This window comes from Dorea longicatena, assembly GCF_024168045.1.
Lineage (GTDB): Bacteria > Bacillota > Clostridia > Lachnospirales > Lachnospiraceae > Dorea_A.
The window spans coordinates 1,235,410-1,252,107 of record NZ_CP100126.1 but is presented as its reverse complement, the minus strand read 5'-3'; the positions used below and the strand labels follow the sequence as shown (position 1 = coordinate 1,252,107).

General features: G+C 38.4%; 11 protein-coding genes and 1 riboswitch. Of the genes, 5 read left to right on the top strand and 6 right to left on the bottom strand.

Annotation, left to right across the window (positions count from 1 at the left end):
• Positions 1-136: 136 nt before the first annotated feature.
• Positions 137-2,077, bottom strand: a complete 1,941-nt coding sequence (locus NKF87_RS05930) for a PTS beta-glucoside transporter subunit IIBCA (protein ID WP_253584203.1) — start codon at positions 2,075-2,077, stop codon at positions 137-139.
• Positions 2,067-4,274: an alpha-galactosidase gene (locus tag NKF87_RS05925; protein WP_253584201.1), complete on the bottom strand. Its 2,208-nt coding sequence runs from the start codon at positions 4,272-4,274 to the stop codon at positions 2,067-2,069. The genes NKF87_RS05930 and NKF87_RS05925 overlap by 11 nt, the downstream gene beginning before the upstream one ends.
• A gap of 119 nt (positions 4,275-4,393) precedes the next feature.
• Here NKF87_RS05925 and NKF87_RS05920 point away from each other — a divergent pair, with 119 nt between their 5' ends.
• From NKF87_RS05920 to thiC, 3 genes are all read left to right on the top strand, one after another.
• Positions 4,394-5,248 (top strand): AraC family transcriptional regulator, encoded by an 855-nt coding sequence (locus NKF87_RS05920; RefSeq protein WP_118378678.1) that lies wholly within the window; start codon positions 4,394-4,396, stop codon positions 5,246-5,248.
• Positions 5,249-5,256: 8 nt separating this feature from the next.
• Positions 5,257-5,367: riboswitch (TPP riboswitch) on the top strand.
• A gap of 99 nt (positions 5,368-5,466) precedes the next feature.
• On the top strand, positions 5,467-5,994 hold the full coding sequence (thiW, locus tag NKF87_RS05915) for an energy coupling factor transporter S component ThiW (protein ID WP_253584199.1): 528 nt from the start codon (positions 5,467-5,469) through the stop codon (positions 5,992-5,994).
• A 208-nt stretch (positions 5,995-6,202) separates the two neighbouring features.
• A complete protein-coding gene (thiC, locus tag NKF87_RS05910; RefSeq protein ID WP_253584198.1) occupies positions 6,203-7,513 on the top strand; it encodes a phosphomethylpyrimidine synthase ThiC in 1,311 nt (436 codons plus the stop codon).
• Between the two features lie 613 nt (positions 7,514-8,126).
• Here thiC and NKF87_RS05905 read toward each other — a convergent pair.
• Positions 8,127-9,638: a CoA-transferase gene (locus NKF87_RS05905; RefSeq protein WP_118225532.1), complete on the bottom strand. Its 1,512-nt coding sequence runs from the start codon at positions 9,636-9,638 to the stop codon at positions 8,127-8,129.
• Positions 9,639-9,860: 222 nt separating this feature from the next.
• Between NKF87_RS05905 and NKF87_RS05900 the strand changes: the two genes are divergently transcribed.
• The gene (locus NKF87_RS05900; RefSeq protein WP_253584196.1) at positions 9,861-10,229 is read left to right on the top strand and encodes a BlaI/MecI/CopY family transcriptional regulator; all 369 of its coding nucleotides are present in this window, start codon (positions 9,861-9,863) and stop codon (positions 10,227-10,229) included.
• 18 nt (positions 10,230-10,247) lie between these two features.
• Positions 10,248-12,047, top strand: coding sequence for a BlaR1 family beta-lactam sensor/signal transducer (locus NKF87_RS05895; protein ID WP_253584194.1), 1,800 nt, complete (start codon positions 10,248-10,250; stop codon positions 12,045-12,047).
• 64 nt (positions 12,048-12,111) lie between these two features.
• Here NKF87_RS05895 and NKF87_RS05890 read toward each other — a convergent pair whose 3' ends face one another.
• Genes NKF87_RS05890 through NKF87_RS05880 form a run of 3 tightly spaced genes read right to left on the bottom strand, consistent with a single transcriptional unit; the run spans position 12,112 to position 16,653 of the window.
• The gene (locus tag NKF87_RS05890) at positions 12,112-13,344 is read right to left on the bottom strand and encodes a DUF6070 family protein (RefSeq protein WP_253584192.1); all 1,233 of its coding nucleotides are present in this window, start codon (positions 13,342-13,344) and stop codon (positions 12,112-12,114) included.
• Between the two features lie 8 nt (positions 13,345-13,352).
• Entirely contained in the window at positions 13,353-14,552 is a 1,200-nt protein-coding gene (locus tag NKF87_RS05885) for a DUF6070 family protein (RefSeq protein WP_253584190.1), read from the bottom strand.
• Positions 14,542-16,653, bottom strand: coding sequence for a penicillin-binding transpeptidase domain-containing protein (locus NKF87_RS05880; protein ID WP_253584188.1), 2,112 nt, complete (start codon positions 16,651-16,653; stop codon positions 14,542-14,544). The genes NKF87_RS05885 and NKF87_RS05880 overlap by 11 nt, the downstream gene beginning before the upstream one ends.
• Positions 16,654-16,698: the final 45 nt, after the last annotated feature.

Genomic DNA, 16,698 nt, shown 5'->3' with positions numbered 1-16,698 from the left:
CTTTTTCTATTTTAGCATACCTTTCTATGTCATGTATACATCAAATCATCCGACATCTATAGAATAAAGAATAACCAGAACACAAAAAGCAGAAACTGTTTTTTACACCAGCTTCCGCTTTTCTTACTTTTATTACTTATACCAATTCAGCAATCTTTTCTCCTTTTTTTATTTTGCCCGGAGATTCTTTTTCTATTTTTCTTCCATTTGCATCTGTAGCAATTAACATCACTGACATATCATAACCTTCTGCTTTTATCTTCTCTATATCCTCTGTCACAAGAATATCTCCCATTTTCACCTGATCACCAACAGCTGCCTGTACATCAAAATATTTTCCATTCAGATTAACTGTATTAATTCCAATATGAATCAAAAATTCATTGTTATTTTTATCCATCAATCCGATTGCATGTCCAGTATCCATTACCATAACCACTTCTGCATCAAACGGAGCGTATATATTTCCATTTTCAGGTATGATTGCAATTCCATCGCCCAATACCTTCTGCGCAAATGTGTCATCATCTACTTCTTCAATCGGAATCAATACACCATCTGCATATGCAGCGATCTCATTCTTTTGTGTTTCAGCCATTTTTCTCTCTGTCACATGAATCTTTTCAAATATATTTTCACCCACTTCATCTGTAGTTGTAACTGTTGCTTTTTTCTTTCCTAATAAAGTTCCAAGAATAAGTGTCATCAAAAATCCAGTTCCAAGAGCCACAACATGTGCAATTACATAATTCATATATCCATGATGTGCCGGATCTGCAAGTGCAATTCCTGGTACTACAGTTGTTCCAAATCCAAGTGCTGCAAGGTTTGTAATATATACAATTGCGCCTCCGACTGCACCCCCGATACAGCCTCCTGCCAGTGGATATCTATACCGGATGTTCACGCCAAAAAGTGCTGGTTCTGTGATTCCAAATAATACAGAAACAAAACTTGGAATACAAAGTTCTTTTGCCTTTGCATCTTTCATATTTCTCACCATATATCCAAGTACTGCTCCACCCTGTGCAATGATTGCTACAGACATTAACGGATTCAGAAAGTTTCTTCCAGTATCCACCAAAAGCTGCGATTCAATTGCTCCAAACACATGATGTAAACCAGTAATAACAATCAACTGCTGAACTCCTGAAAATGCAGCATATCCAAAAATTCCCAAGTTTCTGGTCATCCACACCAGTACATTTGTAATTCCTGATGCTAATCCCCTTCCAATTGGTCCAATCAAAAGGAATAATAAAAATGAACTTACCAATGTCGTAAGAAGTGGTGATACCAAAAGTCTGATCACTTCTGGCACTTTCCTTTCAAAGAAAATATCTAATTTAGCAGTTACAAGTCCCATAAGCAAAGCCACAATGATTCCACCCTGAAATCCCACAAGATCTACACCAAGTCCGAAAATATGTAATGTTGTTACTTCTACAGTTCCCTGTGCGGCCGCATAAGCATCTGCCAGACTCCCAGATAACATGATACATCCAATTACAATACCCATAATTGGTCTTCCACCAAATCGTTTCACTGCACTATAGGCGACACAAAGTGGAAGGAAACCAAAAATCGCACCTGACGAAATATTAATCAGTCTTGCAATTCCATATAATGTCTCATTACTTTCCACAGCTTTCATATTTCCAAGCACGCTTGAGAGTCCGGTCAGAAGCGCTGCTGCCAGGATTCCCGGCATAATCTCGATAAACACATCAGATAATGCCTTCAACGCTTTCTGAAGAAAATTCATCTTTTGTCCTGCTTTTGTCTTTAGATCTCCAAGACTCATGGTATCCATATGAAGTGTCTCTCCCAATACCTGACATATATCATTCACCAGTCCGGCGCCAAAGATAATCTGTACCTGATCCCCTGCTACAAATACACCTTTTACCAAATCTACATTTTCCATATTTTTAAGATCTGCACTGTCATTATCTTCTAATACCAGTCTTAGTCTGGTTGCACAATGTGCAATTCCGAGAATATTCTTTTTTCCTCCTGCAAGCTCTATTACCTGCTGCACAATAGCTTCATATCGTTTTCTTTTTTTAGTGTCCATTTTCTTCTCCTTTCTCTATCTCTTCAAAGCAATACATTTCTCCTCTGAAATCCTCTTTTTTCAACGGAATGCTGATACCACAATACATCAGTTCATCTCCACTGTAGATTTCTCCATTATCATATCTACGATACAATTTATCCGGATGTAAACCTTTTAATTTTAAAATTCTTACTGGTGCGGCCGGCTGACTTAATATTTCGAAAAAGAATGCAACTGCCCGCTTCTGATCTTGCGACACAAAGTTCCATGCCGCGAGATTTTCATTGAACGGATTCCTTATCCGATAAAAATCTCCATGTTGTATAACCGGGCGAATCATTTTATAACACTGAATTTGCTCTTTCACATATTCTAATTCTTCATCCGTTAAGTTGCCAAGATCCAATTCGTATCCAAAGTTTCCACTCATTGCCACATAGCCTCTTGTAGCCAACGGAGATACTCTTCCTGTCTGCTGATTCGGAACAACACTTACATGCGCTCCCATCGTGATCGGTGGATAAGTCAGTGATGTTGCATATTGGATTTTCATACGGCAAACTGCATCCGTATTATCGCTACACCATGTCTGCGGCATATAATAAAGCATTCCCGGATCAAATCTTCCACCTCCACTGGAACAGCTTTCAAATAATATTTCCGAAAATTCCGATGTTAACACGTCCATAATATAATAAAGTCCCAACACATATCGATGTGTAATCTCTCCCTGACGGTCTGGTTCAAAATACATACTTCCCACATCGGTCAGATGACGGTTCATATCCCATTTTACATAGTCAATTGGATTATCCTTTAATATCTGTCTGACAGCTGCAATCACATAATCACATACTTCTTTTCTTGACAAATCTAAAACCAACTGACCACGTCCGATTGTATACGGTCTTTCTTCTGTATGTAATACATAATCCGGATGTTTTCTGTACAACTCACTGTCCTGCGATATCATCTCCGGCTCAAACCAGAGCCCAAATTGCATACCCATATCATGAATTTTCTCTGCAAGTGATTTCAAGCCATTTGGGAGTTTTCTTTTATCAACAAACCAGTCGCCCAGCGAGCTGTCATCTGCATCCCGATGTCCAAACCATCCATCATCCAGTACAAATAGTTCTATTCCTGCAGAAGCGGCTTTTCTCGCTAGCGACAAGAGCTTTTCTTCATCAAAATCAAAAAATGTTGCTTCCCAATTGTTAATCAAAATCGGTCTTTCTTTTTTAGCATATGGGCTCCTAACCAGATGGTTTTGATAGAATTTATGAAATGTACGGGACATTTCTCCCAACCCCTGTTTTGAATATACCATTACTACTTCCGGAGTCTGAAACATCTCTCCTGCTTCTAATTTCCATTCTCCATTCCATGGATTCATTCCCATCTGGAATCTGATATTTCGGTACGGATCTACTTGTACTTCTGCCAGGAAGTTACCACTATAAACAAAATTCGCAGCAAATACCTCCCCCTGGTCTTCATCAGCACCTTTTCTTAAGAGTGCCATAAACGGTGCCTGATGTGGCGAGCTTGTACCTCTCAGACTCTCGATCTTTACCGTTCCACTACTAAGAGGCCGCCTATCCATATTACGTTCATTATTGTGTGCTCCATACAAGGTCAAAACATCAAATTCATCTTCTCTTATGTCTACTGACATACTTAACATTTTCGTCAAATGCAACGGCTTTTCCCCCTTATTCAGGAAAATGACGCTACGTGTAATAACGCTCTCGCTGGCAAATGCACTATATAAAAGACATACTTTAAGGCCTGCTACGGCATCTTCCATATACACTTTCAGGGTCTGTACATCCTTCTTACTTCCAGATGATGCTGGAAGGCCTGGAAGTTTCGGTTTTCCGTCTGAAATCTCATACCCTATATATTCAAGATTACTAATCCGGCTTCCATTCTCCTGACGTATCCCGTATGCTGGATTCCTAAAATCTCCATTTCCTGTCTGGGGATACTCCTGCGGTAATGTATCTAATGAAAATGTTCGATCTGATGCATCCGGATTAGGTGCAAAACCACGATCTTTCCAGATAATCCTCCTGCTTTCATGATATGAAGAAATGCGTCTTCCCCAATACAAATGTACAAGATACTTTTCTTTCACAATCTGCATAATATAACTTGTATCTCCAGCCTGCAAATGAAAAATTTTTCTTGATTTATCGTAAACAATCGGCATTTTCTACTCCTTTCCCATTTCCTTATTGCAATTCTAATTATAATCTGATATTTTAAATTATATATGGATTTATGTTGTTTATCTATGTGATTTTGTTGAATATTTGAAAGGTGGACACTATGAAAGATTATATATTCTCAAATGATTTTTCCCGAAATCTGGATGCCATGATTTATACTTGTGGATATGAAACCTGTATTCCCGGACACAGTTATGGTCCTGCCATCCGCAGCGGCTATATGATTCACTACATTTTAAAAGGGAAAGGAATTTATAAGACAAACGGTAAGATTTACCAGCTTTCAGAAGGAGATGCTTTTTTGATCAAACCGGATACCCTCATCTATTATGAAGCGGATCACAACCATCCATGGAGTTATACATGGATTGGATTTCAGGGGATCAAAATGCGTCAGTATTTTGAACGCACTTCTTTACTGGAACATCCATGTTTTCATTATGACAAAGATGACCGCGTCCGCCTTTGCCATGAAAAAATGTATGAAGCCTATCACCTAACCCAAAATCGTGATCTCATACTCAATAGTATCCTGTACGAATACCTATATCTTCTTGCCACCAAATATCCGCAGGAAAATATTTCACCGGAAGCTAAAAAGCGTTCTTATGTTGAAGACTCTTTACAATACATTGAAAATAATTATGATCATTCTTTCAGCATTCAGGAAATTGCAGATTCTCTCGGACTGGAACGTACTTATCTTTACCGCCTTTTTAAAAAAGCAACCGGCTTCTCCCCACAGGAATATCTTCTGGATTACCGTATCCGCAAAGCATGTGAACTTTTGCAGAATACAGATCTTCCAATTGCCCAAATTTCCAGATCTGTAGGATATGAAGATTCCTTATATTTTTCCAGGCTTTTTAAACAGTATATGAAATCCTCCCCTTCTTCTTACCGGCAGAAAAATTTTCTTGCATTTTCCGATATGCCAGACTATAATAACGATTGAACAAAGTTTTTTATAAACAGGGGAGCTGGAGAAAATCGGCTGAGAGGAAACGTAATTCCGTTTCGACCCTTTACCTGATTTGGATAATGCCAACGGAGGGATTCATACCATGTATTGATTTGACAGAGATGCCCCCGCATCTCTTCTTTTTTTACTTTTTGTACCCTCCATCCGCTTTATGAATGAAGGGTATTTTTTTATGAAAGGAATGTTTATTTATGACACACACAACTTTATCATCAGACTCTTCACGGACAAGACGACTAGCTCTTGCCGGTGTATTTACGGCTCTTGCCATCGTCGGAAGTTTCTTAAGCTTTCCGGTTGCAGGCAGTAAATGTGCACCTGTACAGCATATTATTAATATTCTGGCAGCAGTCACATTAGGACCCTGGTACAGTGTAGGAATTGCATTTTGTGCCAGCCTGTTACGAAATCTGCTTGGTCTTGGCAGCATGATGGCTTTTCCCGGAAGTATGGTTGGAGCACTTTGCTGTGGACTTGTATACTCCATTTGCCACAAGCTCAGCCTGACTTGTCTTGCAGAGGCACTCGGCACAGGAATTCTTGGCGGCCTGGCTGCTTATCCTGTTGCAGTATATATTATGGGAATCACTCCTGCCGGGATCTTCGTCTACGTAGTTCCATTTCTGATTTCTACTATTGCAGGAAGCATTCTTGCATTTCTGCTGATTACAGCGCTGAATAAAAGCGGCGCAATGGCTATGATAAAAACGACTCGTTAAGAGTTGTTTAGAAACGGTACATTGGGGACACCACCTTGTACCGCATACACAAGTATCAGATTTTCCCATCTGATATAGGCGTCAGTAATTTCATAGTTCTTTTATGAACCGCGGATCTGTGTAGAGAAATGTTTTCCCGCATCGAAATCTGTGTGTTTTTGCTGACGCATTATAACCTTATATTTATTTTTTTAAACGGAGGCAAAACATGAGAAATTACACAACACAGATGGATGCTGCAAGAAAAGGAATTGTCACTCCTGAAATTGAGATTGTAGCAAAAAAAGAAAACATGACAACAGAAGCACTTATGAAACTGGTTGCAGAAGGCAAGGTTGCAATCTGTGCCAACAAAAATCACACCAGTCTTGATCCGGAGGGTGTCGGAAGCATGCTCCGTACCAAGATCAATGTAAACCTTGGTGTATCCCGTGACTGCAAGGATTACAATATCGAAATGGAAAAAGTTATGAGTGCTGTAAAGCTTGGTGCTGAAGCCATCATGGATTTATCAAGCCACGGTAACACACAGCCATTCCGCCAGAAACTGACACATGAGTGCCCTGCTATGATCGGTACGGTTCCTGTATACGACAGTGTCATCCACTATCAGAGAGATCTTGCAACTCTGACTGCGCAGGACTTCATCGACGTTGTCCGTCTTCACGCAGAAGATGGCGTAGACTTTGTCACACTTCACTGCGGAATTACACGTAAAACGATTGAACAGATAAAAAAACACAAACGTAAAATGAATATTGTAAGCCGCGGCGGAAGTCTTGTATTTGCATGGATGTGTATGACCGGAGAAGAAAATCCTTTCTACGAACACTATGATGAGATTCTTGATATCTGCGAAGAATATGATGTTACGATCTCCCTTGGTGATGCATGCCGCCCTGGATGTCTGGCCGATGCTACCGATGTATGCCAGATTGAAGAACTGGTGCGTCTTGGAGAACTTACAAAACGCGCATGGGATCACAATGTACAGGTAATGGTAGAAGGACCGGGACATGTACCGCTTGATCAGGTTGCTGCCAACATGAAAGTACAGCAGAGTATCTGCATGGGTGCTCCGTTCTATGTACTTGGCCCTCTTGTTACGGATATCGCTCCTGGTTACGACCACATCACATCCGCTATTGGTGGTGCAGTTGCTGCTATGAATGGTGCCGCATTCTTATGTTATGTAACACCTGCAGAACATCTGGCACTTCCTAATGTAGATGACGTAAAACAGGGAATCATCGCTTCCAAGATTGCTGCACATGCTGCCGATATCGCCAAAGGTGTTCCCGGAGCACGTGATATTGATGATAAAATGGCTGAAGCACGTCAGAAACTTGACTGGGACGCACAGTATGCCTATGCATTAGACCCTGAAACAGCCAAAGCTATCCGTGACAGCCGAAGCCCGGAAGATGATCATAGTGATACCTGCAGTATGTGCGGAAAATTCTGTGCAGTCAGAAGTATGAATAAAGCTTTGGCCGGAGAATATATTGATATTCTGTAATTCTTGGGATTTAATTTATTAACTGGGGAAGCGGCCTCTCAGTCCTTGAAGGAAACAATAGATAAGGCTTCTTGTTCAGGTTCCATACCATAAGAAACACTAAGAGAGTCAGAATCACCTAAAAGCAAAGGAACTACGCTCAAACTCGGCGTTCGCCTCAAACACGTTCGCTTCGTTCCTTTAACGGTGCTTCTGACTCTCTAATTGTTTCTAACGGCATTCCACATTCACAATAATCCTTATCTATTGTTTCCTTCAAGTCGTGACTGGCAGCGGATGTTAATAAATGAAATGCCCGGAAGTGTAACCCAGCGGAAGCCACAACCGTTACGCAATTACCATTCGTAAGGCATTTGATACCCACGGAATAAAAAGTAGGAAGCCGTTCCAGTGAATGTGAAGAAGGTGTTGGAAATAGTTAAGCGTCAAAATTATGCGTTTGGTTTTCGAAATTTGCCTGTTTGAGCCGAATGGCGAGTTGCAAATTTCGGAAGCCCGTTTTTAGCATAATTTTGACGCTTTAGTATTTCCCACCGACGGAACCTGAACAGGAACGGCTTCCTACTTTTTATGCAGGTCCGGGTAATCATGCCTTCCTGAATTAAATCCCAATTTAAATCTCCACCTCAAACGGCAGCCTGTCCAGAATATCTTTCTGCATATCTACTCCTGGGTAGACTTCGATCAGTTTTAAGCCTTTTGGTGTCAGTCTGAATACACATCGTTCTGTTACATACAATACCTTTTGTCCGTTTTCAATCGCACGTTTTGCAGAAAAGCTTACACTATTGACCTTCTCTACAAATTTTGGTATCTCTCCTTCTTTCCGAATCGTTACCACACCTTTTTCCTGCGTAACATCCAATCCCTTGGCATCAAATGTCATACAGAATACAACCGTTGGTGTTTTTGCCGTAATATTCGCAAATCCACCAATTCCGGCAAAAGCTCCGGGACCTCTATGTGCATTGATGTTTCCATATCTATCCACTTCCAACGCACCCATAAAACAGATATCAAGTCCGCCATTATCATACAGATCAAACTGGTTTGCCATATCATAGACAGATGCTGCCCCGATCATTGCTCCAAAAGCCTCTCCTGATACCGGAAATCCTCCAATTCCACCCGATTCTACTGTTAAGGTTACCATATCAAGCATACCACACTTTCGTGCATATCTTGATACCATCTCCGGAATTCCGATCCCAATATTAACAATATCATCTACCCTGAGTTCCTGCGCCGCTCTTTTGCCGATAATATTTCCGGTTACACTGTTTTTCTGTGGCTTCGTAGACACATTCTCTATCTTTTCGCTCCATGCATGCCACTCCTTATAAGGAATCTCAAAACTTCCGGTAAGTGCAGTATATGCTTCGTTTCTCTTCTCCGGCTCTGTCACAACGATTGCATCTACCAAACAGCCCGGAATAATGGCATTACGTGGTCGGGATGGTGTATCAACCAATCTGTCTACCTGCACAATTACTTTTCCCCTATTTGCCTTTACTGCCTGACAAATAGAAAGCGCATCTCCCGACATGAACATATCATCAAATGTAATATTGCCTTTTCTGTCTGCCGCAGTTCCTTTGATCAACGCAATGGTAATCTTTGGAAGTTTATAATACAGAAATTCATCCCCATCCACTTCAACATGTTTTACCAGTGAGTCATCAATAGAAATTCTGTTAATTCCAGGTCCTTCTCGTCTTGGATCTACAAAAATATCCAGACCAACTTTGGAAAGAGCTCCGGGAAGCCCCCCTGCCTGTGCACGGATTGCGTGGGAAATACATCCAAGCGGCAGATTATATGCTTCAAACCGATCCTCCAGCACCAATTTTTTCGTGCTAAGCATTGCTCCAAAATGACCACAGATCAGCTTGTCCACTGCACCTTCTTTGATATATCTTTCTGCATTATGTTCCTCGTCCCAGACACCAAACCCTGCACTCGATACAATTGTCAGATGCGTCGGTGACTGCATCTTCTGATATCTTCGGTAGATTGCCTCATGAAGTTCCGTCGGATTCTCTATTCCTACAAATGAATTGACACAGATACAGTCACCGTCCCGAATCAGACGAATCGCTTCATCTGCACTCATAATTTCATACATAATTTTATCTCCTTCGTCCTGGGTATTTTTAATCAGGCGGATATTCACACTCCGCATTCTGTTAAATATTATTTTACCTGATTACTTTAACTAAGTCCAGTAAAGGAATCCACTACCTTCCTCGTCTATCAATAAAACCAAGCTTTTTCATTCCATTGACAGATCAGACGTTTTCAATATATAATATTTTTATTACAAACGTAAGATTTGGAGGGATGTCACATGAGCAATTTGCCTCAAATTTCAGAAGCTGAATTTGAAGTTATGAAAATCGTTTGGAAATACGCACCAATCAGCACCAATGAAATTACTGAAAAATTAACACAAATTTCCAGTTGGAGTCCTAAAACAATTCAGACATTGATTAAACGTCTCGTTTCTAAAAAAGCACTAACCTATGAAAAACAAAGCCGGGTTTTTGTCTATACTCCATTGGTCAAGGAAGACGAATATATTCGGCAGGAAAGTAATTCTTTTTTAAAGCGATATTATAATGGTAATATCACTTCTATGCTTGCCTCTTACATTGAGGATGATAAATTGTCTGAAGAAGACATTGCCAGCTTACGGGATTTTCTTTCCAATCATTAACCATGGGAGGAGCATATTTTGATATATTTTAGTTTTCGATTTTTACTCTGTAATGCCATCATTTGTATTTTTTTAGGTAGTTTACTGGGATTAAAAAATTTATTGCAAAGGCAATTATCCGCATGTATGCAATATAATCTTTCGATTATATTTCTTGCCGTTCTGATTGTTCCCTTTTTACCGATAAACTCTGCCCCATCTTCTATATCGTGGAGACATTTGCTGACAGCCAGTTCAAGTACCAATGGTGACATTCAAACCACTTTTCTTTCTGGTAATGGTTATAATTTGGATAAAATAAATGATTTTGCTGTCTCTGTCAGCACCCAAATACCAACTTTTATTCACACATTACTTGTATTTTTCTGGAGTATCGGTATATTCATAATGTTTTTTCTTCTCTACCGCTCAGCAAAACAAGTAAAAGCCTTACATAGTTCTGCTTTACCTCTTCAAAATGAAGAACTAAACGCTCTTTATATAGAATGTTTAAACGAAGTGAACAGCAAGCATACCATTCCGATTTATAGTACAGCATTTTTGAAATCTCCTGTTTTGGCTGGTTTCCTGCATCCTCGCATTTATCTTCCAATTCACTTGATTTCAGATTTTAACGCTGGAACTATAAGCGCAACTGATATTCGATATATGCTTCTTCATGAACTACAGCACTACAAGCATAAAGATATTCTAATTGGATATTTGATAAATACAGTAAATGTTTTCTACTGGTTCAATCCCATAATCTGGTATTTTCTAAAAAGAATACGGCAGGAACGGGAACTTGCCTGCGACAGTGCTGTATTACAATTATTGAAAGAAACAGAATACAAGTCATATGGAAATACACTGATTAACTTTGCCGAAACAATAGCTCTGTCTCCATTCCCTCTTACTATGGGAATCAGTGGAAATATAAAACAGTTAAAAGGACGCATTTTAAATATTGCATCATTCCACCAACCTACTTTTAAACAAAAAATTCGTGGATATCTTATATGCATATTCGTCTCTACTATCATCATTGGATGCATTCCCATACTTTCTGTTTATGCTTCTGTTCAGACTGGCTATCATTTTGACACAACCGAAAAGAATATTACTCAGCTAAATCTTTCTTCCAATTTTGGGGACTACACCGGAAGTTTTGTTTTATATGATCAGTCTGCTGATAGATGGAATATTTATAATATGGATCATGCTTCCACACGTGTATCACCGAATTCGACTTATAAAATATATGATGCATTACTTGGCTTGGAATCTGGAATTATTACACCGGAACATTCCACTTTCACATGGAATGGAGAACCATATCCTTTTAATTCATGGGAAGCCGATCAAGATTTAACCTCGGCTATACATAATTCCGTAAACTGGTATTTTCAGGCAATTGATTCACAGGCAGGTTTTGAAGCTGTAAGAACATTTTTACAGACAATAAACTATGGGAATCAGAATACTGGAACAAATCTAAATCTCTATTGGACAGATTTCTCTCTGAAGATATCACCCATAGAACAGGTGGAATTGTTACAGGATTTCTATCAAAATAATTTTCATTTTGACAGTAAAAATATCCAGGCAGTAAAAAAAGCCCTGCTGCTTTCCACTACTTCTTCCGGTTCTCTTTACGGGAAAACAGGAACTGGGCGTGTCAATGGTAAAGATGTCAATGGTTGGTTTATCGGATACATTGAAACAGCGAATAATACTTACTACTTCGCAACAAATATTCAATCCTCTTCTGGTGCAACTGGAAGTCAAGCTACCGAAATAACAGAATCTGTACTTTCTAATCTTGGTATTTGGAAATAAATAAAGAGAACTGATAGCATAATTTCCCGTTATCAGTTCTCTTTATTTCATTCTTCTCTACTGATCAATTCTGCAAATTACCTAACCGGTACTGATACCTCGGTATATTATCAATACCATTATCTAAAATCCTGTTTCCAACATACTGAATCGTTCCATCATCCTGAATTTTCATCGTAAGTTCGTGTGTAATAACAACATCATTACATACAACAGAATCACATACTGCATGAATTGTCAAAACAATGGTTCCATCTTCATTGTTCCTGACTTCTGTTACTTCCGGTAAAGACAAGCCAAAATGTGTTGGTGAATAATTACCATATCCCAATCGTTCCCAGATAAACATATTACTTTGTTCATCGTAGACCGCCCATTCTTTCAATTCTTCTTTTGTAACAGGAAGATATGTCATAATTACATTTTCGAACTCTTCTGCTGGAATTCCCACAACCTCTTTTTCTGCAGTAAATTTTTCTCCATATTTCATTTGATAAAAATATTCATAAAGTCCATTATAATCCAACCCCTGCATATCCTCCGCATTCCAGTTTGAACATAACAGATTGTTTCCCTGATAGCCGAACGTACTCACATATTTTTTTGAATATTCCCGACACTCCTCACTCAAAGGCTTTACCCGGATAATACAACTTCCATCTACAATCTCTGTCACTTCCGGTGGTTCAGGTACGCATAATTCATAACAGAAATTCCCATTTTCAGTATATGCCCATTCTTTTATTTTTGATAGCGATATGTATGTAAGTACAGGCTCTGTATCCTCACTCCAGATCATTTTTGCGGACATCACACTCATTTCTTTTCCATCATAACTATATTCTTTTCTGGTAATTCCACCATCTGTATCTGCTTCATATAAAATTACACTTCCTTTTTCTTCTTGTTCTGCAGATTTTAAAAATTGTTCCATCTTCTGATAATTATCCATAACAGAATAATGATCGGAACCAATGACCGGATTTCCATTTTGTTTGATAATTTCTTTCATCCGATTCATCATTTGCTCAGCAGTGTTCTGATCTGCTTCTTGTATTCCATTATATTCAGAATAAATGTCTCGGACAATGCCCATAATTTCTTCACAATCGTTCACAACTTCCTTTTTCTTGTCTTCATCGATTGGTAGATTATATCCCTTATCCAGATTTTCCATGGTAGTGTTTTTCTGATTCTTCTCATTTTTTACATCTGTGCTGTTTAACGATATCTTACTTTCACAGGAAGTCAGAATCATTCCTATACAAAGTACTAACAAAATACTTTTTCTTTTCATATTGCCCCCTAATTATTACTGTAATTCTCTTCCCACTCTTCTTCTGTTAACCTTGGCATATACCACCCTGCATTTGCATTTTGATCTGAACTAATTACCTTATTTGATAAATACTGGAAACTTCCGTCTTCCATAGGTTTTATCATCAATTCACTGGTGATTGCCTGATCTAACATTCTGATTTTCCATACTGCTTCTATCGTAAGTTTTAATGTTCCATCTTGTAATTTTTCATATGAGATAACTTCCGGATATGGCTCATATGGGAATTCACAATCATATAACCCTCGCGGTCTGTATCTAAAAGTTTTATTATCAGAGTTATAAAAAGTTCCCTTTTCAATCTCGGTATTACTAAATGGTAAATAGGTCTTTATAACCTCTTCAAACTCATCTTCTGGAACTTCATATTCTGCTCCACCATAATTTGCTTCATATGGAACTTGCTTTCCATATTTCATATAATACATTTTTTCATAAAGATCATAAAAATCAAGTTCCGTATAATTCTGGTTATCCCAATTTGTAATCAACAGATTATTAAGTGCATACCCCAACGGCATAACATATTTTCGATTCAATTCCCGGCATGTTTTATCTAATGGCTGCACTCTGAATCCAGTTTCACCCGGTGCTCCATCAAATCCCGGTGGGTGATATTCCTCCAGAAACAAGTATCCTTTTTCTGTATATTTCCACTCATATGCTTCATATTCATCATAATAATTAGCCTGTGGACTATTATCCTTCCATTTAACCTGACATAATCGAACATTTATCTTTCCATTCATTGACTCTAAATGATATTGTATAATTTCCCCTTCATCAAATACAACAACAATATCAACTGCTGCCTGTTCTTCTTTCTCCGCTGCTTTGCAAAATTCTTCTACTTTTTCACGATTGACCATATCAATCTGATTATCACAATCTACTGCCGCATATCCTTTCTCTTCCAGACAATTGATAATTTTTCTTTTCGCCTTTAATGTATTTAACTCCGACTTCTCCTTCATATAAACAGACCGAAAAGTTTGCGCTGCTTTTTTTGCTTCTGCATTCATTTCAGATTCTACGGTTTCTTTCTTTTCTTCTTTTTCCGTAATTCGATTTTGTCCGCACCCTGTAAAAACAATAAGAACTATCAATATCATTGCAAATTTCTTACATATGTAATAATTCCCCGTAAAAATTTTTTTATTTTTCAAAATATTCCTCCAATACGGTTGCATCCTTTTTAACAACATAACCACTTCCACCGATTCCTTTCACATTCTCAACCATACTGATAAGAAGAATTGGTTTGTCCACGCTTTTATCTGCCGTAAACACCGAAAACCACCCGATTTCTTTGCCAGAAGTATCTTCTTTCGTTGCCTTCAACTCGGCTGTCCCTGTTTTTCCAGCCAGCAAAATATCGTCACGATGTGCAGCATATCCGGTTCCTTCCGGATCATTTACAACACCTTCCACCCCTTGCATAATTTCTTCTACATTTTCTTTGCTAAACGCATTTTCTATCCATGTTTCACCAGATGCTTCTTCTTTGTATTTCAAATACGGTTTTATCATATTCCCTTCATTTAAAAATGAAGTATAAATACTTGCCAGATGTAATGGATTTACAAGAATCTGCCCTTGCCCATAACCACTATCTGCCAATTGTATTTCTGTTTCTATTTTATCTGTATTGGAATATGTTGATTCCTGCATCGCAATCCCAAACGGCATATTCTGATTAAATCCTATTTCATTTAAAGTATTCATAAAATTCTCACTACCAATTTTAAGAGCTGCCTTTGCAAAATAAATATTATCAGAATAGATAATTGCATTTTTCATAATAACCGGTTCATACTCATGAAGTGTTGTCACTTGATAAGACCCCCAGGACGAATCTTTCTGCCATTCCAGACCTTCATTTCCAAAATCCTCTTTTGGATCTATGGTTCCCGTTTTCAACCCAATTCCTGCTACAACTGGCTTAAATGTTGAACCAGGACACCATACTTGACAGAAACGATTATATAATGGTTTCTTTTCATCTTCGTTTAATGATGTCCATTTCTTTGATGATAAGCCCCGTATAAATTCATTATTATCATAAGATGGGGTACTTACCAAAGCCAATACTTCTCCCGTATAAGGATTCATTGCGACAGAACACCCCGGATCTTCTTTAAACTGCTCGTATAATGATTTTTGCAAATCGGAATCTATCGTTAATCTTATATCCATACCATCTTCTTTAAAAATACTTGCAAGAACCTCTTTTACTTCCCCATCATTATCCAAAATCTTTATATCACAACCATCTTTTCCTTTTAATTGCTTTTCGTATAACTTTTCCACCCCAGATCTTCCGATTACACTTTCTGCTGAATATCCTTCCCCTGGATGATTTTCCAAATCTTCTGCTGTTGCAGACTGTACATAACCAATTAAATGAGCTGCTGCCTCCCCTAACTCATAGGTTCTAACTTCCACATCTGATAGCATAACCCCTGGAATTTCCAAAAGTTTATTCTGACAATCCTGCTCCTCAAGTGTCTTTTCTTCTGGCTGTATTTTCATTAAATCTATTTCTTCTACTTTCGGAATAGTTTCAATTGGTACAAAAGAATCTTCTTTTACCCACTTTGCTGTGAGTTTGTTATTTATTGTTTCTACATCTATCTCTAATAACTCCGCTATTTTTTCAATAGATACATTCCTGTCTTCCAGCTTTCCCGGTATAATGCCAACTGATGTTGCTACTCCTTTTCCTGCAAGCATTTTACCATTCCGGTCTAATATTTCTCCTCGCTCCGCTTTTGAGGTAGTAACGCTTATTTTATCATCACTCTCTAAATCTGGAAAAATCAAACTATCCTGCCATACTAATTTATATCCCTGTTTCGTCTTCTTCAGTTCCGCCATATTGTCAAATTGTATTGTTCCGGCAATTGTATTACATGATGTTTCATACGAAAGCGTAACTGTATCTGCTTTTTTCTCTTTCACAGCTATATGACTGATTTTAATGTCACTGACCTCTATTCCTTCGTATATCTTAGAATTTCGTTGTATGTATTCTTCTTTTTCCAGATAACCTTTCTCCCCTGAATCTATCATGGCATACATCGCTTCATATTCCTTTTTTTCAATATGATTCATATATTCCACCAGTGTGTCTTCTGGTGATTCCGTAATTGATCTTTTTAATAAAACACCTCCCCAAATAGCAATTACTGTTATAGCCATTATTAACCCCAAAATCCTACAAGTGTAAGATTTTTTAGTGCTTTGTTTTTTCCGTCTTTTTTTCATAGATACCCCTTTCTTTCAACGCTTTTATTTTTTAAATCTTACACT